A 24,965-nucleotide genomic window follows, 5' to 3' on the forward strand; every position below is an offset into this window, starting at 1 on the left:
TCAAGCTTTTTGATCCGCCCAGCTACATGCCAAACCAAGCATTGATGCACCATTGCACTCACCAAAGGAGATATCCCATGATCAAGGCCTATGCCGCGCAATCCTCAGGCGCACCACTAGAACCCTTTGAATTTGATCCCGGCCCCCTGGCTGGTGATGAAGTAGAAATAGATGTGGAGAGCTGTGGCCTATGCCATAGCGACATCAGCATGCTGGACAACGAGTGGGGTTTTACCCAGTACCCGTTTGTACCCGGCCACGAAGTGATCGGTAAAATTTCCGCTGCAGGTGACAAGGTCACGAACTTACACGTTGGACAGCTGGTGGGACTAGGCTGGCATAGCGGATATTGCAACGAATGCCAAACCTGTAACAACGGAGATCACAACCTATGCGCCAGCGCGCAACCGACGATTGCCGGCCACCGAGGCGGGTTTGCCGATAAGGTACGCGCACAGGCCAAGGCGGTTGTTCCCATCCCCGACGGGGTCAACCCCGATACGGCCGGACCACTTTTTTGTGGCGGCATCACCGTGTTTAATCCGCTGGTGCAATTTGATATTCCACCTACAGCAAAGGTCGGCGTAGTCGGTATTGGCGGCTTAGGCCATATGGCAGTTAAATTCCTGAATGCCTGGGGCTGCGAAGTTACCGCTTTCACCAGCAGTGAAGCAAAGCGAGCCGAAGCCATAGAAATGGGGGCGCACAAAACGCTCAACTCACGCAGCGACTCTGAATTAGAGGCTTCTGCCGGTTATTTCGATTTAATTTTATCCACCGTCAACGTCAAGCTCGACTGGAACGCCTACTTAAACACCTTGGCACCGAAAGGGCGTTTACACATGGTTGGCGCCACACTGGAGCCGCTTGATTTGGGTGTCTTTGGTTTAATAGGCGCACAGCGTTCAGTATCCGGGTCGCCCGTAGGTAGCCCTGCAACCATCAAAACCATGCTGGACTTTGCCGCACTGCACGGCATTGAACCGGAAACTGAAACGTTTGCCATGAGCGAAATCAATGACGCCATCGCACGCCTGCGCGAGGGTAAGGCTCACTACAGAATCGTGCTAAAAAACTCGTAGGTTGACGGTATTATGCAAACAGCTTCAAGCCAATTGGAATTTTCTTAATAATTCCCAGGCAAATATGGGACAAGGAATCAAGACTAATACCTCACCAGAAAAAGGAGAATTTATGAGCATTCAAGTGATTGTTCAGCTAAGCGCGAAAGAAGACAAACAGGACAGTTTTCGTAAATTAATGGCCTCAGCTAAAAAAGATTTACCGACAGTTAATGGATGCCAATCAGTGAACATTTACCACAAAACCTCCAACCCTCTCGAGGCAACATTGGTTGAAACGTGGGAAAGCACAGAACACCATCATCAATTTCTAGACAACGCCGTGAAATCAGGCGCGCGGGATACGCTCAAGGAACATTTGCAGGAGGAGCCGATCAGCAACTATTACCAAAAAATGTAATAGGCGGGGGCAGTCCCGCCCCCTATTCGCAACTATTCTATTCGCCACGATCAACTTTGATGGCATCGGAGCGCGTCCATCCCTTATCGCTCATACAACCATCACGGGCAGATGCCGAGTCTGGATTCTCAGCTTTACAAACTTCCAAGTCTGGCTCAAAACCTTCACGGACACCGTCTTTAGCGTAACCGTGGTCGTAGTGAACAGTTGAACACGCCGTTAAAACAAACAACAGCCCAATGATTACCAGAGGTGATTTTATTTTCATCATACGATTCCTAAATATAGTTACTGTAACCATAGCGAAGAAGTTACCGGCAATACTTTTCTGCCAGCGGGTCATCCGCCATAACCGTTGTTGGTATACCGACAGCGCCCGCATAGAACACAATAATTTCTGCCGGCCCATCAATGGCCGTACCTCGATGCAAACTCTTCATAACCTCTACGGCAGACTCTCCCTCCAGTAATACAGTTTTATCCCCCGACCGAGTTTCCACTTCGATTCTGCCCTTTTTGACAAAGCCAAAAGTGGGCACCGGGTGGCAGTGCCATGGCGCCGCTTTGCCGGCTGGCAACGACAACAAAATTGAGGTGATTTCAGCCGCACCTGCTGGATAAGAGATCGCGGCACCGTCCCAGCTGGTGGTAGCTTTCAATAAAGGCTCCGAGGCTAACGTGGCGCTGCCGATGACCATCAGAACACTAATGAATACACTATTGTATAAATGCTTCAGTGTTCGCGACATAACAAGCACTAAGGCGTTTCGGATTTAGGTTTGCTGGCGTGATTGCGGCGCTTTTTCTTAGGAGGACCAAAGATTCCTATCCAGAACAGGCCTTCAAAAATCAAACCCGCCACAAGAAAAATGGCACCACCGGCGGGAACGCCATACATATAGCAAGCGACGGCTGCAAAGAAGCAGCCCACTATAATAATCAATCGTTTGACGGCACTCATTCCTTACCCTTTATATTTGATTCATCGAAAAACTTAACGTTACTTTTACCGGATTGCTTTACCTGATACATGGCTTTATCAGCCCTGTCGAGCAATTGGGTCATTTCAATACCGTGCTCAGGATAACACGCGACACCAATACTCACCCCCACCTGCACCTGATTACCATCAACCGTATAGGGTTCGCTCACTAACTGTATGAGTTTTTGCGATAAATGTTCGATACCTTGACGGCTAACCGCATTCGACTGTAACAAGACAAACTCATCGCCGCCAATGCGCGCCACCAAGTCGGAGTCCCGGGAGCGATCAATCAAGCGCTTAGCAACTTGCTTTAGCAGTTGATCACCGCACTGGTGACCGTATTGATCATTGACGGCCTTAAACCCATCCAGGTCAATAAACAATATGGCAACTTGCGTTTTAAGCCGCCGGGCCGACGCCAACAAGGCCTCGGCCTTTTCTTCGAACAAGCGCAGGTTGGGCAGCCCTGTGAGCACATCGTAATGAGCTAACTTTTGCAACTGAGCTTTGGCCTCACCGGCAGTCTCTAATGCTTGCTGCAAATCAGTGACATCGTATTCAACGACTAACAGTAAAAAGTCACCTGTTAAAGGGTGACGCGTGCGGCGAATATCCAAGGTATGCCGTCTAACGCCCTGCATCGTAAGCATCTGGTGGGTCCAGCGCCCGCCCTGCTGCTCCAGCGCCAACCTTAAACACGCCTCACCACTTTTAGGGCTCACAAAACGGGCGATAAATTCACAATCGGTATTGTGCTGACGCTCAACTCTGGCGTAAGCCGCCGTTGCGGCAGGGTTTTCAGTAACTCTGTGCCCATGTGCGTCGAAACTCGTGACCAATACACGGGTGTAGCGCATCGCTTCCACCAACAACAGATTTTCCGGGGTCTCGCCCAAATCCACTTGCTCGTTGATATAAGCAATAATAGCACGGTGTTTATCCGGGCCGATAAGAACCGCCCTGTGGCGCATATAGAGAGTTTGGGGCTTACCATTGGGATAGGTTGTCCACGGGTCGATCGTCAAGCCTTGTTGCTGCGCCAGCTCAAAAGTCTGCCAGGTTCGTTCGCGAGCGCCCTGTGTATCGCCAGACAGATCTTTATTAATAAGCGCATCTAGACTATCAAGCCCCCAGAAGTCGAGCGCCGGCTGATTGCCCCACCACCAGCTATGCTCGTCAACGTCGAATATCCATACAACATCGGGTATCAACTCATAGAGCCGCAACTCAGTGTGATCGCGAATATGCAACAAATGGGAATAGGAATTACTCATTACAGGCCGGCCGCCACCTTATCTGAACCTCAGGTCTGAATTGACGTAAATACGAAGACCCGGCAGCGCATTCACTGCCGTAATTATCTATCAAGCAGTGCGGAATAAAAAGTGGGCTTGTCAGAGGCACTCATTGAGAATGGCGCACTGTGGGGAGTGCTCGTCGGAACGCTCTTTTTGAGCAACCTAAAGCAAAGCGACAATCAATTTCTCTGACTGAGAAGAATTACCTGAATGGTAAGAATGCCGCCCGATGAGAAATCTCTATGGGCGGCGACATTGTATTTAGTTGGATTTTACGTAAAAAGGGAAGTTCGCATTACCCACTTTGCCCTTCCCGTCGTAGGTGTAGGAGAAAATGCGGTAGTCACCCTCCGCCTCTGGTGCCTGAAAAACCAACACGCCCGGTGCCTCTTCAACCACAGCTATATCCATCGCATCAGGCTTTTGCTCAAAGGCGCCGCCCTGACTGCGGATCTGAACCTCTTTGAGCAACACCCACTGATACTCCAGAGTGTCGCTATCGGGGTCCTTTACGTCCACCTCAACGCGGACTTTTGCCCCCGGAGCCACATAGACGCTGTCTGTGGCCGTCTTTTCGTTCATGCGAATGGCAAACGCCAGAGGAGCTCGGTTTAGTGGGTATTCACCGGTCCAGAACCTAGACAACTCATCGACCCGGGCATTGGGTTTACCATCGGCGTTAAACATGCCATACCAAGTCGGTGTACGTTCCTGTTTTTGCCCCCACAAAAAGGCATAAGAACCAATGACTTTGCCCGTAGGATTACCGGCAAAAGCATCGTTCATCCGCTGCGCTAAAGTGCGTGCTTTGACACCACTAGGTTCTTCAATTTCTCGCCCCCACTCGGTAGTGGGACGCTCCCAATGACCTATGGCACCGTACTCGGTCACCATGTAGGGTTTGTCGATATTGTGCCCTTCAATAATACGAGGCAACTCGCCAACATCACCGTATAATTGCACTGAAATAAAATCCACGTCAGGCGTGTACTTTAATGCAGTTTTAATATGCTTTTCCGAGGCTCCGGCAAAAGTATAGGTCACGGGGTGATACGGGTCATTCTGATGTATGTATTCGATCATTGCATTGATTGACTGATACACACGGGGGTTAACGTCTTTCAGTGACCCGTCTTCGTTGAACAACAGGTTGGGCTCATTGGCAACCACCCAGGCTAAAAGATTGGGGTGGTTTTTGTACTTATCCACGGTGGCCTTAAAGCGCTCAAACTGCTCCGCGACTGCCACTGTATCGTTGTAGTCAAAACCGTGAAGCTCTTTCTCGGTATCAAACCCCAGCGCCACCATAACGCCATGCTTTTGCGCTTGCGCCAAAAGGGCATCAGCACTGTGAGCATTCCAGGTGCGAACACTGTTACCGCCAACCGACACCAACAACTCCATGGTATCAATATTAGAGCCTCCCACCCCTTTGACCGCAAACGGCTCACCGTTCACCAGAAGCTGATAGACCCCGCTGTTTTTGACGATCTCCACCTGCTTAGGGCCTGCACTTTCGGCAACGACAACAGAGCTAACACAAAATGCGAGTGCCGCCGCAGCGGCCAACTTAGCTGACTTATACATACATCTACCTCTAATTATTTTGTCGTATCAGAGCAGATTCTAAATCGGCAAGCGCCCCACCTGAGGATAATAGCGAAAGTGGGAACTGAAAAGTCGGAAGTCGGAAGTCGGAAGTCGGAAGTCAATTGTGAGGGTATCAGTAAGATCAACGCAAGTTAGAGGAAACTTACGTGCTTTCCACAACTACAGGCACATGCCCGCCGAAGTTATAAGGCACTGCGACTTGCAGCCCCTAAGGCATACGCGTCGGACGTCCGGCTTCAGACATCCGACGCATACACACTACTTATTCTTCGCGCGTTTACGTTCGTTTTCAGTCAGTAACTTTTTACGCACGCGAATGGACTCAGGTGTTACTTCCACCAGCTCATCGTCTTCGATAAATTCCAGCGCTTGCTCAAGGGTGTGACGAATTGGCGGCGACAGGGTTAGGGCATCATCGGTACCCGAAGCGCGTACGTTGGTCAGCTGCTTGGCCTTGGTAGGGTTAACCACCAAATCATTGGCGCGCGAGTGAATACCAATTACCTGACCTTCATAAACTTCAACACCGTGGCCCAGAAATAAGCGACCACGATCTTGCAGCGGGTGCAGACCATAGGCCAGAGTTTTACCCTTAACCATCGACACCAATACACCATTTTGGCGCTTGGCTACTTCACCATCTTTGACCGGGCCATAGTGATCAAACACGCTGGTCATAATGCCCGAGCCCGAAGTCAACGTCAGGAACTGGCCACGGAAGCCAATCAAACCGCGCGATGGAATGATAAACTCCAGCTTAACGCGACCTTTGCCGTCTGGCTCCATGTTAGTCATTTCAGCTTTACGCAAACCCAACTCTTCCATGACCGAGCCCTGATGTTGATCTTCAACGTCGATCACCACTTGCTCAAACGGCTCCTGGATTTCGCCGTCTATTTCGCGTTGAATAACCTCTGGGCGGGACACACCGAGCTCAAAGCCTTCACGACGCATATTTTCAATCAGCACGGACAAGTGCAACTCACCGCGCCCTGAAACAACAAACTTATCCGGGGTTTCACCCTGGACAACACGCAGTGCCACATTGTGTATAAGCTCTTGGTCCAGCCGATCTTTGATATTACGGCTGGTCACAAACTTACCCTCTTTACCGGCAAACGGCGAATCGTTCACCTGAAAGGTCATGCTCACGGTAGGCTCATCAACCGTCAGCGGCGGCAGTGCCTCGACAGCCTCCGGGCTACACAATGTATCGGAGATATCCAAGCCATCAATACCAGAGATACACACAATGTCACCGGCGGTGGCGTTATCAGTCTCGACGCGCTCCAGACCGTGATAACCCATCACCTGCAATACTTTAGCTTTTTTAGTGCCGCCTTCACGCTTCGCCACGACCACTTGCTGATTGGGTGACAAACTACCGCGAGAAATTCGGCCAATACCAATAACACCGGTATAGCTGTTGTAATCCAGAGCCGACACCTGCATCTGGAAATCGCCTTCGATGTCTACATCTGGCGCTTTTACGTGCTTGGTAATCATTTCAAACAGCGGCGTCATGTCTTCGGCCAGCTCATCGGCCTCAGGACCGGCCACGCCGTTAAGCGCAGAGGCATAAATAATCGGGAAATCGAGCTGCTCGTCGGTAGCGCCCAGACGGTCAAACAAATCAAACACTTGATCCACAACCCAGTCGGGACGAGCACCTGGACGGTCAACCTTGTTGATCACCACGATCGGGTTCAAACCTTTTTCAAACGCCTTACTGGTCACAAAACGGGTTTGCGGCATCGGGCCATCAACCGCGTCAACCAACAGCAGCACAGAGTCAACCATCGACAAAACACGCTCCACTTCACCGCCGAAGTCGGCGTGCCCCGGAGTATCCACGATATTAATACGGTAGTCATTCCAACGGATGGCAGTGTTTTTAGCCAGAATGGTAATGCCGCGTTCACGCTCCTGATCATTCGAGTCCATGATGCGCTCGGCGCCCTCGTCACGTCGATCAAGTGTGCCGGACTGCGACAGCAGCTTGTCTACCAGGGTCGTTTTACCGTGGTCAACGTGGGCGATAATGGCAATATTTCGCAAATTGGCGATTTTAGATTGGCTGGTCACTGTAATGGTCTCAGGTGCGGAGTAAATGGCAGCGCACCCTTAGCAAGGGCGATAGCGCTGAAAAGGCGCGCATTATAACGATCTACGGTTACAACAGGAATGGAAAAGATCAGTTTTTAGGCACTATCGGAAAAATAATCCAATTTAGCCAGCGCAAAGCCGCCTAAAGACCCAAATAATTGGTGGGCTCTTCACCATCGGGACCAATTTGGCCCTCAGAGTCACCGGCAAACTCAAATTGCTCTATCTTGCCCGACTCTGCATTAGTGAAGCAGGAGATAAACATTTCCCGGGCCGGTGGAATCCGGTCAGAGTCGGCATACAGATCGGCCTCAATAAAGATTTTGAACTGTCCGGTTTTGTCGTCATGACGACTGCTCAACTGATCGACATGCATCACTCGAATACGATTTTTAAACGATTTGCGCATACGCTCTTCACAGCTCATGCGCGCATCGGTCATGGTGGAGTGCTTGTAGTTGCCCTCTAAAGCATCTCCCAGCTTGAGTCCAAACTCGCCAATGGGAACCCCCGTAAAGTACAGCGTCGAACCGATAGAAACGGCGATCAGCCCAACAACGACCACCAATGCGATCAAACCCTGCACTACCGTAGACTTCTTCTTACGCATAAATCGTTACTCAGGGCGATAGACGCCAATATTGGTACGACCATCATCCACCAGGTGGGATGCGTGGAGCTGACTCATAATGCCTTTTTCACAATACAGATAATAGCGCTTCCCTTCCTCCAGCTGCGCCAGAGACTTGTTCAATGTATAAAATGGGATTTTCAACACCACAGTATCGGTAAGCAGCAATGGCTTGAGGCACTCTTCGTCCGGGTGGCGAATATCAATTACCACGCCGTCCACAGGTAAACTGGCAACCACAGCCACCGGTTGACCCGGCTCGACCGACTCGGCCAGATCCCGCACGTCAACCACAACCTTGTCTTGCACAGCTTTTTCGAGCACAGCAAAATCAAATTTGTCCTCGGCCGCCACAACTCTATCGAGCTTAGCCCGGGTTGTGGGCCGCACCGAAATGACACCGCAGTACTCTGGCATGCTGGCGGCAAAGGTTTCTGTGCCAATATTGCGGGAAATGTCGATGATCTCGCCCTTATCCATGGTAATAAGCGGACGCAACACCAGGGCCTCCGTCACCCGATCTATGACATTCAGATTGGGCAGAGTCTGGCTCGACACCTGAGCAACGCTTTCTCCGGTCACCAGGGCCGGCAACTTAAGCTCTGCCGCGACCCTGCTGGCAGCGCGCATCATCATACGCTTTAACACCACGCCCATATAGGCATTGTTGACGTTTTGCAGAATCTCACTGACCACATCCTCAAAGGGCACAGTGATAAATTTCACCGGATGTGAGGCGCCAAATTTATGCCAGAGGTAGTAGGAGACCTCTTTAACACCCATTTCATGCTGACGGCCACCCAGGTTAAAAAAGCAGAAGTGCGTCCGAATACCGCGTTTCATGGTCAGGTAAGTCGATACCGTGGAATCAAACCCGCCAGATATCAGTGTTAACACCGACTCCTGCGACCCCAAAGGATAGCCACCCAAGCCCTGATGATGGCTGGATACCACAAACAAACGGTCATCTTTAATTTCCAGACGCACCGTCACGTCGGGCTTTTTCAGGGCAACCCCGGCATTTTCAGTATGCTGCGCCAGGCCTCCGCCGACATAGCGCTCGACATCGGTCGAGGTGAAATCGTGACGACCACCGCGCTTGGCCCGCACACAAAACGTTTTGTCCTTTAAACGACCCTGCCAGCAGCCCAGCACATGTTCGAAAATCTGCTGCATATCACCGAGCGGAAACTCAAGCACCCGCAAAAAGCTGCCAATTCCCGGGGTATGGGCAAGAATCTCGGTGACACGCGCCTCTCGATTAGCCACCTCTTCAGCCGACATGCCATCATTGCTGGCGGTAATTTCTACTTTTTCCCAGTCGCGATCAATGCGAATACCCGGCCCCACCTCACTAATTAGAGCACGTAAGTTATCCCGCAACTGACGAATAAACCGCTTGCGAACCGGCGGGCTCTTGATAATTATTTCCGGGAAAACCTTGACGATGAAATGCATGTAAGCCTACTGTTAGCGCGCGGGAAAAACGCGTGATTATAATGCATGGGGAGCGTTTAACGAAACGCCCCACCACCGGCGCACAAATATAGTGCCCACACAAATACCAATGACCCGTTTTGGTGCACAACAGCAAGAAGGGGGCGACTGGCGCCGGCTGCAAGCCTGACAATTCGGCCCCCTTTTATGAATACTTTATGGTACAGTTCTTGCCTTCTTTCGAGGACGACCACAAAGTCGCCCAGCCCCACAGGCGGGGCGCCCGATCAGTAGCAATATTGTTACTGACGATTTTTCTAAACGTACGTAGCCCACAGGCTTTACAAATTGGAGGCATTCGATGTCCAAAACACTGGAATTGATCAAAGAACACGAAGCGCGCTGGGTAGACATGCGCTTTACCGACACCCGCGGTAAAGAACAGCACGTAACCATTCCTGCTGCCATCGTAGACGAAGATTTCTTCGAAGAAGGCAAAATGTTTGATGGCTCATCCATCAACGGCTGGAAAGGCATTAACGAATCAGACATGATTTTGATGCCAGCGGATGACACCTCAGTCCTCGACCCTTTCGCCGAAGACTCTACCGTTATTATTCGCTGTAACATCGTTGAGCCGACCACCATGCAAGGCTACGATCGCGACCCGCGCTCAATCGGCCTGCGCGCGGAAGAATACCTGAAGTCTACCGGCCTGGGCGACACCGCTCTGTTCGGTCCAGAGCCAGAGTTCTTCGTGTTTGACAGTGTGCACTGGGCCTCAGAAATGGGCGGCGCATTCTACAAAATCAAATCCGAAGAAGGCGCTTGGTCTTCAGGCGACGATTTCGAAGACGGTAACGCGGGTCACCGCCCAACCGTTAAGGGCGGCTACTTCCCCGTGCCTCCAGTCGATTCACTGAACGACCTGCGTGGCGCAATGTGTAATGCCATGGAAGCCATGGGTCTTGAGATTGAAGTTCATCACCACGAAGTTGCGACAGCCGGTCAGTGTGAAATCGGTGTTGGCGCCAACACCCTGGTGAAAAAAGCCGACGAAGTGCAAATTCTGAAGTACTGCGTTCACAACGTAGCTCACGCTTACGGCAAAACTGCTACCTTTATGCCCAAGCCTCTGATTGGCGATAACGGCTCAGGCATGCACGTGCACCAGTCTTTCTCTAAAGACGGCACCAATCAGTTCGCTGGCGATGAGTACGCTGGTTTGTCTGAAACCGCCCTGTACTACATTGGTGGCATCATTAAGCACGCGCGCTCACTGAACGCGTTCTGTAACGCCTCTACCAACTCGTACAAGCGTTTGGTTCCGGGCTTCGAAGCTCCAGTAATGCTGGCCTATTCTGCGCGCAACCGCTCTGCGTCTATTCGCATTCCGTTTGTCACCAGCCCTAAAGCCAAGCGCGTTGAGACTCGCTTCCCTGACCCAACGGCCAACCCATACTTGTGCTTCGCGGCACTGCTGATGGCTGGTCTAGACGGTGTTCAGAACAAGATTCACCCAGGTGAAGCAGCTTCTAAAGACTTGTACGACCTACCTCCAGAAGAAGAAGCACAAATCCCAACCGTGTGCTCTAGCCTGGAACAAGCTCTGCAAGCTCTGCAAGACGACAACGAGTACCTGCAAGCTGGCGGCGTATTCACTAAAGACTTCATCGATTCATACATCGAACTGAAGCAAGCCGACATTCAGCGCCTGCAAATGACTCCACACCCAGTAGAATTCGAACTCTACTACAGCGTGTAAGTCACCCGAGCCAAACACGTTCACGTGTAAAAGCTCACAAAAGGCCCGATCAGCGATGATCGGGCCTTTTTCTTTTAGCGGCAAAGCGCTATCTTAGTGAAGCGCCCTTATAGCAATGGAAATATCACTATGGTGAGAACAGTTGTCGCTACATTAATTTTTTGCGCCCTTAGCGCTTCGGCCGAGGTCTACAAGTCGGTCGATAAATACGGCAACGTCACTTTTACTGACGACCCCAGCTCCGCGCAAAAACGCGGCGAGAAAACCGAAAAAGTTAACGTCCCCCCCACCAACATTGTACCGGGCGGCAAAGCCATAGAGCCGATGCGTGAAGAAGACGATGAGCCCGGTGAAGAACACCCTGATTATCAAATAAAAGTCATTAGCCCCACCGACCAGCATACCCTGACGCCCGGCCAGCGCGACCTGGTGATCGCTGTCACCACAACCGCCCCACTGCGCCATAACGCTCAGTTTGCCTACTACATGGATGGCACATTGCTCGGTAAAACCGACCTAAACAATTACTCTATTCGCGAGATTACCCGCGGCGAACACAACCTGCATGTTGAAGTAATAGACCGCAACGATCGCGTGCTCTCCAGCAGCACACCTGTGACCGTTTACGTTCACCGCCCCTCCCTAAACTGACCGCAAACAAAACGCCCGCCCCAATTTAGAGCAAAAGCCCGAATATTGTGCAAAAATTGAAAAGGGCGAGCCACGTACAGTGTGAAAACGCCCATCTTTCGCACTTTTTTGCATTGGTTTACTTCTTGCATAGTGCACCTTCATAAATCACCGCCTGCCCTGTGGCTGGCGGTCCAGGAGTACGGAACAATCGTGACACCCCCAGACCTACACAAACAGCTGCTCGACAGCCTCAGCACCGCCATTATTTTGCTGGATGGGCACCTACAACTTTGCCATATGAACCCGGCAGCTGAGGCGCTTTTGTCGATCAGTAATGAACGCTGTCTGGGCGAGCCTATCACGCATTTTTTTCATGAGTCCTCAGACACACCAGGTGAGCTGCTACACGCGGCTGAAAATAGTAACCACTACACCAAGCGGCATGCCGAGTGGCAACTGCTCAACGGCGAACAAATTACTGTGGATTATACGGTCACGCCTTTTAGCCACAACAGTGGACTGGTGATAGAAATACTGCCCATGGATCGCCTGCTGCGGATCTCCCGGGAAGAAATGCTGAGTTCATCGCAAGAAACCACCCGGGTGTTAATTCGCGGTATGGCGCATGAAATTAAGAACCCGCTCGGTGGCATTCGCGGTGCGGCACAGTTGCTGGCCCGCGAACTGCCAGGAACCGAACTAAAAGAGTACACAGGCATCATTATTGACGAGGCCGACCGCCTGCGTAACCTAGTCGACCGCATGCTTGGCCCCAATCAATTACCGCAGCTAGGCGTCTTGAACATTCACGAGGTGCTGGAGCGCGTTGCCACTATGATTCGCGCGGAGAGCGATGACAGTATTAATATTATTCGCGACTACGATCCGAGCCTGCCAGATATTTACGGCGATAAAGAACAGCTCATTCAGGCCCTGCTCAATATCGCCCGCAACGCCATGCAAGCGATGAATGAAAACCACACACCGAACCCGAGCTTGACCATGCGCTCACGTGTTCGGCGCCAGTTCACGATTTCCGGCGTACATCACCCCCTGGTCATACATGTCGACGTTATCGACAATGGCCCGGGGATTCCCGAGGATATGGTCAAACAGATTTTCTACCCGATGATTTCTGGCCGCGCCGAAGGCACGGGCCTGGGACTGACAATTTCACAGCATTTGGTGCACCAGCACAAAGGGTTAATCGAATGCCACAGCGAACCGGGCGAGACTCGCTTTTCGCTGTTCCTCCCTATGGAAACTAATTCCACTCACTCTTCATCTACGAGAAACCGCCATGCAGAAGTCTAATTGCGTATGGATTATTGACGACGATCGTTCAATCCGCTGGGTGCTGGAAAAGGCCCTGCAAGGTGCCGGAATTGAAACCCGCACTTTCGATTCCGGTGACTCCGCACTCAATCAACTCAACCGTGAAGTGCCCGATGCGATTGTCAGCGATATTCGCATGCCGGGAATGGACGGCCTGGGGCTGCTCTCTACTATGCACTCCAACCATCCGGAGGTGCCTGTCATTATCATGACCGCGCACTCGGACCTCGACAGCGCTGTCGCAGCCTATCAGGGTGGTGCCTTTGAGTATCTGCCCAAACCGTTCGATGTCGATGAAGCCGTCGCCGTCGTACAGCGCGCGCTCGCCCACGCCGAGGAGCAAAAAAGCGATCGCACCCATGCCGACACCGTGGAAGTTGACACCGAAATTATTGGTGAAGCACCGGCCATGCAAGAAGTCTTTCGCGCTATTGGGCGATTGTCTCAGTCGAACATTACGGTGCTGATTAACGGTGAGTCGGGTACGGGTAAGGAGCTGGTCGCACGCGCATTGCACCGCCACAGCCCGCGGCGCAGCGAACCATTTATTGCACTTAACATGGCAGCCATCCCCAAAGACTTAATGGAATCAGAACTATTTGGTCATGAGAAAGGCGCCTTTACCGGAGCGGCGACGCAGCGTCAGGGCCGGTTTGAGCAAGCCAATGGTGGCACCTTGTTTTTGGACGAAATTGGTGACATGCCCGCTGAGACGCAGACACGGTTGCTGCGTGTACTCGCGGATGGCGAATTCTACCGCGTGGGTGGCCATACCCCGGTAAAAGTGGATGTGCGCATCATTGCTGCCACCCATCAGGATCTTGAGAACTTGGTTACCGACAATCGCTTTCGCGAAGACTTGTTCCACCGTTTGAATGTGATACGCATACACATTCCAAAGCTGGCCGATCGCCGTGAGGACATTCCCAAGCTGTCTCAGTTTTTTCTGCAAAAGGCGGCTGGCGAGTTAAACGTCGACACCAAAATATTGCTGAAAGAAACCGAAGAATTTATGTGCAGCCTGTCCTGGCCGGGCAATGTGCGTCAGCTCGAAAACACCTGCCGCTGGATTACCGTTATGGCTTCGGGGCGTGAAGTGCATATTGAAGACTTACCGCCAGAGCTGATGGACAGTAAAGAAGGCAATGCCCCGGCAGATGACTGGGAGAAAGCCCTGCGCCACTGGGCAGACCAGGCGCTGGCGCGCGGCCACCACCAACTGCTCAGTGAAGCGGTACCCACCTTTGAACGCGCGCTGATAGAGACCGCGCTCAAATATACCGCCGGGCGCAAGCGCGATGCCGCCAACTTACTCGGCTGGGGCCGCAATACCCTGACCCGTAAATTGAAGGAACTGGATATGGCTGGCGGCGACGAGGCCAGCTAAATCTGATGTCTGATGTCTGATGTCTGATGTCTGATGTCTGATGTCTGATGTCTGATGTCTGATGTCTGATGTCTGATGTCTGATGTCTGATGTCTGATGTCTGATGTCATCATGAGTGGGTGACGCCTGAACCTGTCAAACCCCTTTTAGGAACGATGCCCCGCATCGCAATGCGGTGTATCGGCCCCAAAATTGTAAATCTCCGGCGCAGAGCACTAAATCGAATACCACAACCTAGGAGATACTCCAAGGCCTGCGTTATGGGCATGATTGATGTGTAGCGTCAGACATCCGACCTCAGACATCTGACGCACAACGCCGCAAATGTTACCCTCTGATAACAACAACACTCAGGGGGACACGTGGAAAGTCTATTACAGCAATTTGCTACCTTTATGTGGGGCACGCCACTGATCGTATTGCTGGTTGGTGGTGGGTTATTTTTTGTTGTATTCAGTCGCGCCCTACCCTATCGATACCTCGGCCATGGCCTGGCGATTCTTACCGGCCGTTATGACAACCGCAACGATCAAGGCACCCTGAGTCATTTTCAAGCGCTCAGTACTGCCCTGTCTGGCACTCTGGGACTGGGCAATATCGCCGGTGTTGCGCTGGCGATTACCGCAGGCGGACCGGGCGCCATATTTTGGATGTGGGTAACAGCTGTGGTTGGCATTGCCACCAAGTTTTTTACCGCCACCGCCGCCGTCATGTATCGCGGCAACGACTCCAAAGGTAACCTTCAGGGCGGCCCCATGTACGTTATTCGCGAGGGGCTAGGTAGGGGCTGGCTATGGCTGGCCGTGCTGTTCGCCTTTGCCGGCTTGTGCGGGACACAGCCAGTCTTCCAAATAAACCAATTGGTGGCCATGTTACGGACCTCCATTGCTTACCCGCTCAATTTGGCCAGCGAGGAGTCTCACTTAGTATTCGACGCCGCAGTGGGTACGCTGGCGGCAGTGTGCATATTGATTGTTATCAGCGGCGACTTGAAACGTGTCGCTCAAGTAACGGCAAAAGTTGTTCCCACTATGGTGCTCGCCTATTTGGTGATGACCGGCGGCGTCTTGTTAACCAACCTCAGTGCCGTGCCAGATGCTTTTGCCCTCATTTTTCAGGATGCGTTTTCGGCCACTGCCGTTGCCGGGGGCACCTTGGGTAGCGTTATTGCCATTGGTGTGAGTCGCGGCGCCTTTTCCAATGAGGCCGGTATTGGCACTGAGTCTATGGCGCACGGCGCCGCACGGACCAACGAGCCGGTGCGCGAGGGGCTGGTTGCAATGGTTGGCCCTATTATTGACACTCTGATTGTCTGCACCTGCACGGCCTTAGCCATCCTGGTAACGGGTGTTTGGCAATCTGATAATGGCGATGGTGTAGTGCTAACCGCGGCTGCTTTTTCCTCAACCTACGGCAGCCTCGGCCCAAGTTTATTGACCGTTATGGTTATTTTTCTAAGTCTGAGTACTATCCTTACTTTTTGGTACTACGGCAGCAAGTGTCTGGGCTTTTTAATTGGGGCTCGCTATCAGCACCACTACGTTTGGATCTACTGCCTGCTCATTGTTGTGGGCAGCATTGGTACCGTAGGCGCCCTGTTTAATTTCTTAATTGGCATGTACGCGGTTATGGCCATCCCGACGATGGTGTCGGCTCTACTGCTGGCCCCCAAAATAATGGTGGCGGCTAGAAATTACTTTAGTAGATTGAATGGTGAATGATGGACGGTGTACGGTGGACGGTGGACGGTGGACGGTGGAAAAACAGTTTACGCCGATAAGCAAGATCGGTCAGGCAAAACATTATTCATTCCTCTAGCATAACCACGCTTGGAGGATACATGCCATACAGTCAAAATATACTCAATGCCATCACCGCGATTGAATCTAACCCCGATGTACGCTTAACTCTGCAACAACTCAGTAAAACTGTGGGCATTTCGCCGTTTCATTTCCACCGCTTGTTTCGCGCGCAAACGGGTATTGCCGTTGGTCAGTTCTGCGCCATGAGCAAGCTTAAACGAGCAGCTTATCAATTGTTGTTTCGCCCCTGGTTATCCATAACAGACATCGCTCTCGACAACGCCTATCAAAGTCCGGAAGCCTTTAGCCGGGCATTCACACGCAAATTTGGCTGCCCCCCGAGTGTGTATCGTCAACAGGCATCTCCCGTTATGGCCGCCAACTTACCTACTTTGCAGGATCAAAGCATGAGCTCACAAGAGATTAAGGTGGTGCAATTCCAGCCTCTGGATATATACGAACTAATCCATCGAGGCCCCGAAAGCCAACTCACAAAGACAATTCAACAGTTTATTGGCTGGCGTAAGGCTCGCCACTTATCACCTCAAACCAGTCGAACATTCAATGTTTTTTACAGCGACCCTAACTCTGTCGCAGCGGACGAATTTGAATTGGGGTTGGCCGTAGAAAAAAAGCGCCCAGTTGATGATATTGCCCCGCTCACAGCGAAGAGACTTCCCACGTGCCGATGCGCTTATGTACGCCACATCGGCCCTGACTCAAAAATAGACACGAAGCTGCAATTTCTTTACCGAAACTGGCTTCCCGGCAACCAAGAAGAACCGGGCGATTTCCCTCTGTTTACGGAGCGCATCCGCTTTTTCCCTGAAGTGCCAGAACACGCTATGATTACCGACCTGTATCTACCGCTCAAGGATTAGCATGACCGATTCGAACTTGGCTCTGTATCTGGCCGTCTCACACTATATAAACTGGGACGACAACAGCGTGCAGAATAAAAGTGCACAGCTTACCGGGCACCTGACCAACGACACAGACAAAGCCGCCGCCTGCTTTCACTTTGTGCGCGATGAAATTGCACACAGCTGGGACTTTCAGCGCAGTCCCACAACCTGCCGCGCCTCTGATGTATTAGCCTCCGCAACAGGTTACTGCTACGCCAAAAGCCACCTTTTAGCTGCGTTATTACGGGCGGCCGATATTCCCGCTGGAGTTTGCTATCAGAGGCTTACGGTAACTAACGATCAGCCGCCATTTTGCTTACATGGGTTGAATGCGGTATATCTCCGAGATTATGGTTGGTACCGAGTGGACGCTCGCGGCAACAAAAAGGGGGTAAATGCAGAATTTTCGCCACCCACAGAACGGTTGGCATTTCCAATTGTCAGTAGCGGCGAAGTAGACTTACCTGAAATTTGGGCCGAGCCGCTACCCGTAATTACAGAGTGTTTAGAGCGCCATAAAACGTGGCGCAGCGTGGCTGATAATCTGCCTGACATTGCAATCATACCAAGCAACGGAGAAACTTAATGAAATTTTCAAACCAAGAGAAGGAATTGATTGTACAAAAAATTCAGGGCTATTTTCGCGATGAGCTCGAGCAGTCCATCGGCAATTTTGATGCGCAATTTTTACTGGATTTTTTTAGCGAAGAAATCGGGCCGTACTTCTACAATCGCGGACTCTACGATGCCGGCGCGCTACTGCATGAGCGCATGGACAGTATTACGGATGCCGTCTACGATCTGGAAAAAAGCACGGAGTTTAAACGGTGATCGACATCCGACTGGCCGATTACCAAAGCAGCGATGACGGCAAAAATATCATAACGCTGCTGAATGCCTACGCTGAAGACCCTATGGGCGGAGGGCAGCCACTGCCCCAATACACACGTGAACATTTGGTAGGTAAACTGGCGGAGCACAACGCCATAACGTTACTGGCCTTTGTAGACGATCAGGCGGCAGGGATTCTCAATGGTTTCTGGGGATTCTCCAGCTTCGCCTGCCGGCCGCTGATCAACATTCATGACCTGGCCGTACTCAAACCGTATCGGGGAATGGGCCTCAGCCGACAGCTAATGCAAGAGCTTGAAATCATTGGCCGCGAGCGAGACTGCTGCAAATTAACCCTGGAAGTATTAAGTGGCAACACCACAGCCAAAGCCGCCTACCAAACGTTCGGCTTTGCCGGCTACGAATTAGACCCAGGCAAGGGGCAGGCTTTATTTTGGGAGAAGAAGCTATAGCGCTGGATGCCTGATGTCTGATGTCGGAAACGAACAATTGATGCTCTAAAGCTCAGCATTAAATGTTCTTTTTTAGCATCCGTCATCAGACATCCGACGTCCGACGTTATCCTAGAATTTCCAATTAAACTGTGCCGCTAAAATATTCACTGAACTGTCGAAAGAACCCGACAATACAGCGGAACTACCGACGGGTGTTACTTCGCTTTCATGCAGCTCGGCATCGTCCACCATGAGGTAAGCGTAACTCACGTCAACCGACATGCTGTTTGATAACGGCCAGTGAAAGCCTGCAGCCAGCCAGGTGCGATCGGCATCGGGGATACGGGCACTGACAAACTCAGGGTTATCCTGAGGGGTTTCATCCTGAGCGACGCCAAACCGCCAGTTAAACTGCCCAGGCACTCCTAAAGTAGCCCCCAATGCGTAGCGCGTTGTGTCTCCGTACTGAAGGTTAAGTGCATCAACCGGAGCTCCGTTATCGGCCTTAACGACGGCCACTGTCTTAATGCTGCTCCAGTCGGTTTGCGAAACATCAAGGTGCATTGCAAATGCGGGGGTAAACCGTTGGCTTAAGCTCAAGGTAAGAGTATCGGGAAGCTCAACCTCAGCCTCAATGTCCCCGGCAAGTGCGCCGAGCGCACCGGCGCACAGTGTGCCGGTGGTGGGCGCAGGTGGGGCTCCGGTAGGATAACCTGCTCCCGGAGCACAGGCCGCATTCAAATCAAAACTGGCATCGCCCTGCAGTTTATAGTCGCCGCCCTCACGCCAAAGTAAGCCGATACTGGTATTTTCAGAAGGTGTAATAAGTACACTGGCATCCAGAACAAAACCATCGTCATCGCCCTTAATTTTAGCGCTGCTGTCAGTGGCGGTCGCTGGTAGCACCCCCAAGGTAGAATCCACTTGATTCTCCAAGGTGGCCTCTACGGTTTGATAGTTCAACCCCAAGCCAATGGCAAACTTATCGTTGGGTGCCCAAGAGGTGGTTACGTTAAAGTTAACAACTTCCAGCTCGCTGTCGGTCGCGGAATATCGCCCCGCCCACTCTTCATCAAAACGACTGGCCAAACCAAACGGGGCGCTTATACCAACCCCAACGGCCAGCGTTTCCGTTAGGGGTATGGCGGCGTACAAATTGGGGATAAATCCGAACTCTTCGGTAGTACCGTCGCCGCCGCTGAAGGTTGAGCCGTTGTCATTGAATGTGGCATCGGTGGAAACCACATTGAAACCCACAGCAACACTGGTTGCATTAAGCTTACTCATGCCTGCGGGGTTGAAAAACACCGTAGTGGCATCGGTAATGTCGGATGCGGTGCCAGCAAAGGCCTTACCCAGCTGGGCAGGGCTCTGTTCAAGCAACTGAAATGACGCGCCGTGGGCCACACTGCTTGTGGCCACTAAGGCACCTACTATTGACAGTTTTTTCACTTTATTATTCATTATAAAAACCCTCGATCTGGAGCTACAAAAAATCTAACGCAAGTAGCTTAAGCGTAGCAGAAAAATCTGGGATGTGGAGTGGCCGCCAATCTGACCTGGCTCACAGCTTTAAAATTCTGCCAAGGGTTTTCAGGTCACTCGCCTGACCCGCCTTTAACCTGATCAATCTTAGCGGGCGGCACTACGGGGTGCTCCGGTTGACCAACGAAATGTGGGGACATGATTTGAACGCCAGCTGCCGAAAATTCATCCTGTATGTGCTGATGTAAATCCGACAGAACGATCAGCCGGTCTTCCGGGGTATCGATATGCACAAGCAGGCGATATTCAACATACCAATCGCTCAAAGCAATTTGACGCACATGAGGCTCTGGCTGTTCACGAACCCCGGGCGTCTTGGCACCTGCATTTAACAACAGCTGATGAACTTGTTGCCACGGCGTGTCATAACCTATGGTAACCGTTGTGTTCACAATAACGCCGTCGGGCTTACTCAAGCGTGTGAAATTGGTGCTGCTGGCATTCAACAGTACGGCATTGGGAATTGTGATCTCTTCCTTGCGAACGGTACGCACTTTAGTAGACAGAACGCCTACCGTGGTTACAACCCCTTCATACTCGCCAATTCGCACGTACTCCCCCGGCTGAAAAGCTCGACTGTAAACAACAATTAATCCGCCTAACAGCTGACTGACAATCCCCGCAGAACCAAGCGAAACAATCAAACCAATAAAAACGCTCACACCCTTGAACGCTTCGGTGTCTGAGCCGGGAATATACGGATAGGCAACGACAATCGCGAACAACCAAACCAACACAACAATAACCCGGCGAGTCGCTTTTGCGGTCTCCGGGTCGAACACCGTGGACTTTATTCGACCTTGCTCAATCCGCAAGAAGATACTGTGCACCGCGTTATTACACATTTTCGCAAGCCAGAAAATGATCACCGCCATGGTTAGATCGGGCACGGCATGAAGCACCCCTAAACCAATATCGGCCACTACCGAAACAATGTAGTCGGTTAACCTTTGACCGTAGCCAATGGTATAGGGAAATTGGCGCATGACAAAAGCCAGCCATAAATAGCTAATCACACCAATTGTTGCCAGCATAACCAAACGAACCACGCCTGATAACAGCATCATTATGTAAGGCATTAGATAGACATTGCCCACATGCAGAATCTGTAAACCGTAGCGGGGGTTATTGGCCTGCTCCAGACGTGACAGAATGCGGCGACGGCCACGCATTAATAAATATGTGGCAGCCGCAAAAGCCAAGGTTGCCAAGCCGGTATACAAGGTCCCGAGCAGCAACAATCTGGGGCGCTGTTGAGCGTCGCGACGTTTTAACCACTCAATTAACCGGTGGTTTACCACTTGAGCATACGCATCCAGCGTCATATTAGGCGGAGCATCGGCCTCAAGCAGGCCTACTACCCTGTGGTCATTGACTAAAATCCACCCACCTTTATATTCCTCTTCTGAAACTTTGCGAAAGGTGACATCGTAGTTTTTTACCGTAGGAATTGCCTGGAGGCGCTGGAGAATGTTATCGGCTCGTTGCTTGGGGGAGAAATGTCGATAATAGCTGCGTATGGTTACCAGATGCATACCCCAGATGTCCACGGAGGCATACATCTCTTGAGCGAGTGTCGCATCAACGTCGGTAAAACTACCAGACTCTGTAATAGCATCCAAGTCACTGTCTTGCGCCAACACGTGGCAAGACGCCAATAAAGCCGCTAGAAAAATCAAGCGAATTGCTTGCATCTGCGTGTAACTCCCGCTGATTTATTTGTTGTGATTGTATTAACTAAAAATGACAAATTACTGTGCCTTAAGAATTTACGCAAATTTTCCTGTCACTACACCTCCTTAAGTCCACACCCAGGATAATCAGCCGCGAGATAACATCAAGAAGCGTTAACGTAGACTATTTGAGCCATTTTACCGGTAGACTATCGTAAAGAGTAACGAAAAGGAGAGCCTCCATGAGCACATCTAACCGACGAAAATTCCTTACAGGTGCCGCAGCACTAGGCGCTACGGCCGCCCTACCGACAACCGCACAAGCAGGAGAATGCGATATGGCACTGCCCGCATTGGAGCACAAGGTGTTCTTTTGGTTGAAAAACCCAGACTCCACCGAAGACCGAGATACCCTGATTGCGGGATTAAAAGCTCTGGAGGCTATCCCCAGTGTTAAGGCCATTCAGATCGGTGTACCGGCCTCAACAGAGAAACGCGATGTGGTAGACAACAGCTTTCAGGTGTCAGAGCTCATGCTGTTTGATAATGTGGAGGGACAGAATGCGTATCAAGTGCACCCATTGCATAAAAAGTTTGTCGACGAGTGCAGTCACCTGTGGGAGCGAGTAGTGGTCTTCGACTCTATTGCGGTCTAAAGCAAAAAAATCACGGGTCGTTGTACGACCCGTAATCCGCTCTACCTCAGGTAGCGTGCTGTTTTCTGTGCGTACGTACCACACTCACCCACAGATACAATAATGCGCCAACAAAGACGCCAAAAAACGAGCTCACAATGATGGCATTCTGCATGGCCGTAGGAGCTGACGCCAAAATTGCTTGAGTACCCAGATTTACTGAATCACTGGCATCAACCATAACCTGTAATTGCGCTAAGAAGCCGTCGGCTACCACGCCACTCACCCGTAAAATCACCATCACATAGACAGAGAAGGCAGCGTACAGCACACTTACCAGAAGGGTTAAAAATACATTCAAATGTTTACTGGCAAAATGCGCCAATGCAATTAAGCCAAACGATACACTTGCCCAGAATTGCATAACCGCCCAGGTACGGTTGATATATTCACTGAAAAGATAGACCGTTTCGTACTCACTCATAGCGACTCCCTGTTTTCCATTATTAGTATTAAGTGTGCAGCCAGTAGGGCGCAACTCTACCCGCTACCCTAATGCGCAGACAAAAAAAACGGTGCCTAAGCACCGCTTTAGTTTACGCTAAGGTCAGAGGCCAACCCAGTGATAATACAGCGACCGTTGTCGTTCCCACCAATATACTCATCGGCACGCCAGCCTTAAGAAAATCGGTAAACTTGTAACCGCCAGGGCCGTATACCATCAAGTTAGTCTGATAACCCAAAGGGGTACTAAAGCTAGCTGAAGCCGCCATCATTACCACCAGCATAAAAGGCTCGGGGTTCAAGCTCGCTTTCTCGGTCATTTCCAGCACCACGGGTACCATTAAAATGGCAGCCGCATTATTGGTAATGGACTCTGTTAATAACCACACCACCACATAGGTTGAAAACAGTATCAGCAGCGGATGCCCTAACCCCATTGTCAGCAGGCCATCGGCTAGCCACTGAGCAACGCCGGTCTTGTACATGGCGTTACCCAAGGCAAAAGACGACGCAATGGTCAGTAAGACGGTAGGGTCTAAACTCTTTTGCGCCTGCTGAGCCGAGCAACATCCGGTTACCATCATCGCGGCGGCGCCCAACAAGGCCGCATTTAACATAGACAGCACACCAAATGCCGCGGCCAGCACAATACCCACAAGAATGGCCCAAGACAGAAACGCGCGTTGATGACGCGGTGGCTCAGTACCCAAATCACTTACCAACAGAAAATCTTTGTTGTATTTCTGACGGCTCACAAATGCCGGACGCGCCTCTAACAACAAAGAATCGCCCGGCTTTAATGTGGTCGTACCCAAGTTACCCGGCACCCGCTCGCCGTTGCGAGCTACCGCCAAAACGGCCGCGCCGTAACGCTCACGAAAGTGTGAATCTCGCACGGTCTGGTTAATGCAGTGGCTGTGGGGGGAAATGACCGCCTCCACCAGGCGCCGCTCACGGCGCTCACTGGCGAGCGTCGGCTCGCCATCGGTGGACGGCACAATACCCTTAATGCGCAGCAGATCCGAGATAGCCTCGGTATCGCCCGCGAAGACCAGACGGTCACCCGCCTGCAGGGGTTCTTCAGAGCTCACAGCCGGAATAATCGTACCCTGGCGCTCAATCTCTGCCAAATAAATGCGCTTTAAATTTCGCAGTCCGGCCTCTTCTACAGTGCGGCCAACCAGCGGGCCGTCGGAGGCTATCGCCACCTCTAAGGTAAATTCCCGTAAATTGCCAAAAATACCTTTCTCACGTCGGTCCGGCAGGCTTTTGGGAAAGACGAAATACATAAACACCATGCCCACAATCACCACGGGTAAACCCACCGCGGTAATTGAGAACAGAGAGAAACTGTCGCCTCCGGTTAGCTCTTGATACTGGCCGTTGACTACCAAATTGGTGCTGGTACCAATCATGGTGAGTGTGCCTCCCAGTATCGCCGAGTAACTAAGGGGAATCATCAGCTTGGAGGGGGCGATATCAATACGTTTCGCCCAAGAGCGCACCGCTGGAATCATGGTGGCGACAACAGGCGTGTTATTAAGGAAGGCACTAAGCAGAGCGACCGGCATACCAATACGCATTTGAGCGCGACGAGTTGAACGCGGATTGCCTAATACATGGTTCACGAGCAGATCCACGCCACCGGAGCCGTGAATACCGGCGGCCACGACAAACATAGCGGCAACGGTCAAAACACCGTGGTTACTGAATCCGGCAAAAGCCTCACTGGCCTCTAATACGCCGGAGACACTCAGAATAACGAGGACACCCATCATCACCAGGTGAGCGGCCACGCGCGTAAAAATCAGTACCAACAGCGCACCAACCGCGAGCCCCAGCGATAATATCCCTTGCCATTCCATTTCTTACAGACCCAATCATAGATAATAAGGCCGCGAGCATACCGGAACTTGAGACGGGGTAAAAATAGTTATTTCGACTA

The 24,965-nt window shown here is 51.5% G+C and carries 24 protein-coding genes; 12 read left to right on the plus strand and 12 right to left on the minus strand.

Annotation, left to right across the window (positions count from 1 at the left end; all coding sequences use genetic code 11):
- Nucleotides 1-77 precede the first annotated feature (77 nt).
- Nucleotides 78-1,082: an NADPH-dependent aldehyde reductase Ahr gene (gene ahr / locus QWI17_RS06405; RefSeq protein ID WP_302721705.1), complete on the plus strand. Its 1,005-nt coding sequence runs from the start codon at nucleotides 78-80 to the stop codon at nucleotides 1,080-1,082.
- Between the two features lie 112 nt (nucleotides 1,083-1,194).
- On the plus strand, nucleotides 1,195-1,482 hold the full coding sequence (locus QWI17_RS06410) for a putative quinol monooxygenase (RefSeq protein ID WP_302721707.1): 288 nt from the start codon (nucleotides 1,195-1,197) through the stop codon (nucleotides 1,480-1,482).
- A 37-nt stretch (nucleotides 1,483-1,519) separates the two neighbouring features.
- Here the strand turns inward: QWI17_RS06410 and QWI17_RS06415 are convergent, their stop codons facing one another.
- The 8 genes from QWI17_RS06415 to thiI all read right to left on the minus strand — a co-directional run bounded on the left by QWI17_RS06415 (nucleotide 1,520) and on the right by thiI (nucleotide 9,571).
- On the minus strand, nucleotides 1,520-1,750 hold the full coding sequence (locus QWI17_RS06415) for a hypothetical protein (protein ID WP_302721708.1): 231 nt from the start codon (nucleotides 1,748-1,750) through the stop codon (nucleotides 1,520-1,522).
- Between the two features lie 43 nt (nucleotides 1,751-1,793).
- A complete protein-coding gene (locus tag QWI17_RS06420; RefSeq protein ID WP_302721709.1) occupies nucleotides 1,794-2,231 on the minus strand; it encodes a cupin domain-containing protein in 438 nt (145 codons plus the stop codon).
- An 8-nt stretch (nucleotides 2,232-2,239) separates the two neighbouring features.
- Complete coding sequence (locus QWI17_RS06425) at nucleotides 2,240-2,443, minus strand: hypothetical protein (protein WP_302721710.1); 204 nt, start codon at nucleotides 2,441-2,443, stop codon at nucleotides 2,240-2,242.
- Nucleotides 2,440-3,741, minus strand: a complete 1,302-nt coding sequence (locus QWI17_RS06430; RefSeq protein WP_302721711.1) for a GGDEF domain-containing protein — start codon at nucleotides 3,739-3,741, stop codon at nucleotides 2,440-2,442. Before QWI17_RS06430 ends, QWI17_RS06425 begins: the two co-directional genes overlap by 4 nt.
- 285 nt (nucleotides 3,742-4,026) lie before the next feature.
- Complete coding sequence (locus QWI17_RS06435; protein WP_302721712.1) at nucleotides 4,027-5,352, minus strand: glycoside hydrolase family 2 TIM barrel-domain containing protein; 1,326 nt, start codon at nucleotides 5,350-5,352, stop codon at nucleotides 4,027-4,029.
- A gap of 282 nt (nucleotides 5,353-5,634) precedes the next feature.
- Nucleotides 5,635-7,461, minus strand: a complete 1,827-nt coding sequence (gene typA / locus QWI17_RS06440; RefSeq protein WP_302721713.1) for a translational GTPase TypA — start codon at nucleotides 7,459-7,461, stop codon at nucleotides 5,635-5,637.
- 163 nt (nucleotides 7,462-7,624) lie between these two features.
- A complete protein-coding gene (locus QWI17_RS06445) occupies nucleotides 7,625-8,092 on the minus strand; it encodes a hypothetical protein (RefSeq protein ID WP_302721714.1) in 468 nt (155 codons plus the stop codon).
- 6 nt (nucleotides 8,093-8,098) lie between these two features.
- Nucleotides 8,099-9,571, minus strand: a complete 1,473-nt coding sequence (gene thiI / locus QWI17_RS06450; protein WP_302721715.1) for a tRNA uracil 4-sulfurtransferase ThiI — start codon at nucleotides 9,569-9,571, stop codon at nucleotides 8,099-8,101.
- A 340-nt stretch (nucleotides 9,572-9,911) separates the two neighbouring features.
- Between thiI and glnA the strand changes: the two genes are divergently transcribed.
- The 9 genes from glnA (at nucleotide 9,912) to QWI17_RS06495 (ending at nucleotide 18,681) form a co-directional block, all read left to right on the plus strand.
- Nucleotides 9,912-11,315: a glutamate--ammonia ligase gene (glnA, locus tag QWI17_RS06455; RefSeq protein ID WP_302721716.1), complete on the plus strand. Its 1,404-nt coding sequence runs from the start codon at nucleotides 9,912-9,914 to the stop codon at nucleotides 11,313-11,315.
- Between the two features lie 129 nt (nucleotides 11,316-11,444).
- The gene (locus QWI17_RS06460) at nucleotides 11,445-11,966 is read left to right on the plus strand and encodes a DUF4124 domain-containing protein (protein WP_302721717.1); all 522 of its coding nucleotides are present in this window, start codon (nucleotides 11,445-11,447) and stop codon (nucleotides 11,964-11,966) included.
- Between the two features lie 192 nt (nucleotides 11,967-12,158).
- Nucleotides 12,159-13,262 carry a nitrogen regulation protein NR(II) gene (gene glnL / locus QWI17_RS06465; protein ID WP_302721718.1) on the plus strand — a complete coding sequence of 368 codons (1,104 nt, stop codon included), beginning with the start codon at nucleotides 12,159-12,161 and terminating at the stop codon, nucleotides 13,260-13,262.
- The gene (gene glnG, locus QWI17_RS06470) at nucleotides 13,249-14,670 is read left to right on the plus strand and encodes a nitrogen regulation protein NR(I) (RefSeq protein ID WP_302721719.1); all 1,422 of its coding nucleotides are present in this window, start codon (nucleotides 13,249-13,251) and stop codon (nucleotides 14,668-14,670) included. The genes glnL and glnG overlap by 14 nt, the downstream gene beginning before the upstream one ends.
- Before the next feature lie 362 nt (nucleotides 14,671-15,032).
- Nucleotides 15,033-16,391 carry an alanine/glycine:cation symporter family protein gene (locus QWI17_RS06475; RefSeq protein ID WP_502553142.1) on the plus strand — a complete coding sequence of 453 codons (1,359 nt, stop codon included), beginning with the start codon at nucleotides 15,033-15,035 and terminating at the stop codon, nucleotides 16,389-16,391.
- 119 nt (nucleotides 16,392-16,510) lie between these two features.
- The gene (locus QWI17_RS06480) at nucleotides 16,511-17,353 is read left to right on the plus strand and encodes an AraC family transcriptional regulator (protein WP_302721720.1); all 843 of its coding nucleotides are present in this window, start codon (nucleotides 16,511-16,513) and stop codon (nucleotides 17,351-17,353) included.
- Between the two features lies 1 nt (nucleotide 17,354).
- Nucleotides 17,355-17,963 (plus strand): transglutaminase-like domain-containing protein, encoded by a 609-nt coding sequence (locus QWI17_RS06485; protein WP_302721721.1) that lies wholly within the window; start codon nucleotides 17,355-17,357, stop codon nucleotides 17,961-17,963.
- Nucleotides 17,963-18,208 carry a DUF2164 domain-containing protein gene (locus QWI17_RS06490; RefSeq protein WP_302721722.1) on the plus strand — a complete coding sequence of 82 codons (246 nt, stop codon included), beginning with the start codon at nucleotides 17,963-17,965 and terminating at the stop codon, nucleotides 18,206-18,208. The genes QWI17_RS06485 and QWI17_RS06490 overlap by 1 nt, the downstream gene beginning before the upstream one ends.
- On the plus strand, nucleotides 18,205-18,681 hold the full coding sequence (locus QWI17_RS06495) for a GNAT family N-acetyltransferase (RefSeq protein WP_302721723.1): 477 nt from the start codon (nucleotides 18,205-18,207) through the stop codon (nucleotides 18,679-18,681). The genes QWI17_RS06490 and QWI17_RS06495 overlap by 4 nt, the downstream gene beginning before the upstream one ends.
- Nucleotides 18,682-18,792: 111 nt before the next feature.
- Here the strand turns inward: QWI17_RS06495 and QWI17_RS06500 are convergent, their stop codons facing one another.
- Both QWI17_RS06500 and QWI17_RS06505 read right to left on the minus strand, forming a co-directional pair.
- Nucleotides 18,793-20,127 (minus strand): OmpP1/FadL family transporter, encoded by a 1,335-nt coding sequence (locus QWI17_RS06500; RefSeq protein ID WP_302721724.1) that lies wholly within the window; start codon nucleotides 20,125-20,127, stop codon nucleotides 18,793-18,795.
- A 134-nt stretch (nucleotides 20,128-20,261) separates the two neighbouring features.
- Nucleotides 20,262-21,902, minus strand: a complete 1,641-nt coding sequence (locus tag QWI17_RS06505; RefSeq protein WP_302721725.1) for a mechanosensitive ion channel family protein — start codon at nucleotides 21,900-21,902, stop codon at nucleotides 20,262-20,264.
- Nucleotides 21,903-22,123: 221 nt separating this feature from the next.
- Here QWI17_RS06505 and QWI17_RS06510 point away from each other — a divergent pair, with 221 nt between their 5' ends.
- Entirely contained in the window at nucleotides 22,124-22,537 is a 414-nt protein-coding gene (locus QWI17_RS06510) for a Dabb family protein (RefSeq protein WP_302721726.1), read from the plus strand.
- Between the two features lie 46 nt (nucleotides 22,538-22,583).
- Here QWI17_RS06510 and QWI17_RS06515 read toward each other — a convergent pair whose 3' ends face one another.
- Nucleotides 22,584-23,000, minus strand: a complete 417-nt coding sequence (locus tag QWI17_RS06515) for a hypothetical protein (protein WP_302721727.1) — start codon at nucleotides 22,998-23,000, stop codon at nucleotides 22,584-22,586.
- A 112-nt stretch (nucleotides 23,001-23,112) separates the two neighbouring features.
- Complete coding sequence (locus QWI17_RS06520) at nucleotides 23,113-24,885, minus strand: SLC13 family permease (protein WP_302721728.1); 1,773 nt, start codon at nucleotides 24,883-24,885, stop codon at nucleotides 23,113-23,115.
- Nucleotides 24,886-24,965 lie beyond the last annotated feature (80 nt).

It is taken from the genome of Gilvimarinus gilvus (genome assembly GCF_030518155.1).
GTDB lineage: Bacteria > Pseudomonadota > Gammaproteobacteria > Pseudomonadales > Cellvibrionaceae > Gilvimarinus > Gilvimarinus gilvus.

Bases quoted from the DNA above. Each gene is read 5' to 3' on its own strand.
- ahr (WP_302721705.1), top strand. From the start codon at position 78: ATGATCAAGGCCTATGCCGCGCAATCCTCAGGCGCACCACTAGAACCC.
- QWI17_RS06410 (WP_302721707.1), top strand. From the start codon at position 1,195: ATGAGCATTCAAGTGATTGTTCAGCTAAGCGCGAAAGAAGACAAACAG.
- QWI17_RS06415 (WP_302721708.1), bottom strand. From the start codon at position 1,750: ATGAAAATAAAATCACCTCTGGTAATCATTGGGCTGTTGTTTGTTTTA.
- QWI17_RS06420 (WP_302721709.1), bottom strand. From the start codon at position 2,231: ATGTCGCGAACACTGAAGCATTTATACAATAGTGTATTCATTAGTGTT.
- QWI17_RS06425 (WP_302721710.1), bottom strand. From the start codon at position 2,443: ATGAGTGCCGTCAAACGATTGATTATTATAGTGGGCTGCTTCTTTGCA.
- QWI17_RS06430 (WP_302721711.1), bottom strand. From the start codon at position 3,741: ATGAGTAATTCCTATTCCCATTTGTTGCATATTCGCGATCACACTGAG.
- QWI17_RS06435 (WP_302721712.1), bottom strand. From the start codon at position 5,352: ATGTATAAGTCAGCTAAGTTGGCCGCTGCGGCGGCACTCGCATTTTGT.
- QWI17_RS06445 (WP_302721714.1), bottom strand. From the start codon at position 8,092: ATGCGTAAGAAGAAGTCTACGGTAGTGCAGGGTTTGATCGCATTGGTG.
- thiI (WP_302721715.1), bottom strand. From the start codon at position 9,571: ATGCATTTCATCGTCAAGGTTTTCCCGGAAATAATTATCAAGAGCCCG.
- glnA (WP_302721716.1), top strand. From the start codon at position 9,912: ATGTCCAAAACACTGGAATTGATCAAAGAACACGAAGCGCGCTGGGTA.
- QWI17_RS06460 (WP_302721717.1), top strand. From the start codon at position 11,445: ATGGTGAGAACAGTTGTCGCTACATTAATTTTTTGCGCCCTTAGCGCT.
- glnG (WP_302721719.1), top strand. From the start codon at position 13,249: ATGCAGAAGTCTAATTGCGTATGGATTATTGACGACGATCGTTCAATC.
- QWI17_RS06480 (WP_302721720.1), top strand. From the start codon at position 16,511: ATGCCATACAGTCAAAATATACTCAATGCCATCACCGCGATTGAATCT.
- QWI17_RS06485 (WP_302721721.1), top strand. From the start codon at position 17,355: ATGACCGATTCGAACTTGGCTCTGTATCTGGCCGTCTCACACTATATA.
- QWI17_RS06490 (WP_302721722.1), top strand. From the start codon at position 17,963: ATGAAATTTTCAAACCAAGAGAAGGAATTGATTGTACAAAAAATTCAG.
- QWI17_RS06500 (WP_302721724.1), bottom strand. From the start codon at position 20,127: ATGAATAATAAAGTGAAAAAACTGTCAATAGTAGGTGCCTTAGTGGCC.
- QWI17_RS06505 (WP_302721725.1), bottom strand. From the start codon at position 21,902: ATGCAAGCAATTCGCTTGATTTTTCTAGCGGCTTTATTGGCGTCTTGC.
- QWI17_RS06510 (WP_302721726.1), top strand. From the start codon at position 22,124: ATGAGCACATCTAACCGACGAAAATTCCTTACAGGTGCCGCAGCACTA.
- QWI17_RS06515 (WP_302721727.1), bottom strand. From the start codon at position 23,000: ATGAGTGAGTACGAAACGGTCTATCTTTTCAGTGAATATATCAACCGT.
- QWI17_RS06520 (WP_302721728.1), bottom strand. From the start codon at position 24,885: ATGGAATGGCAAGGGATATTATCGCTGGGGCTCGCGGTTGGTGCGCTG.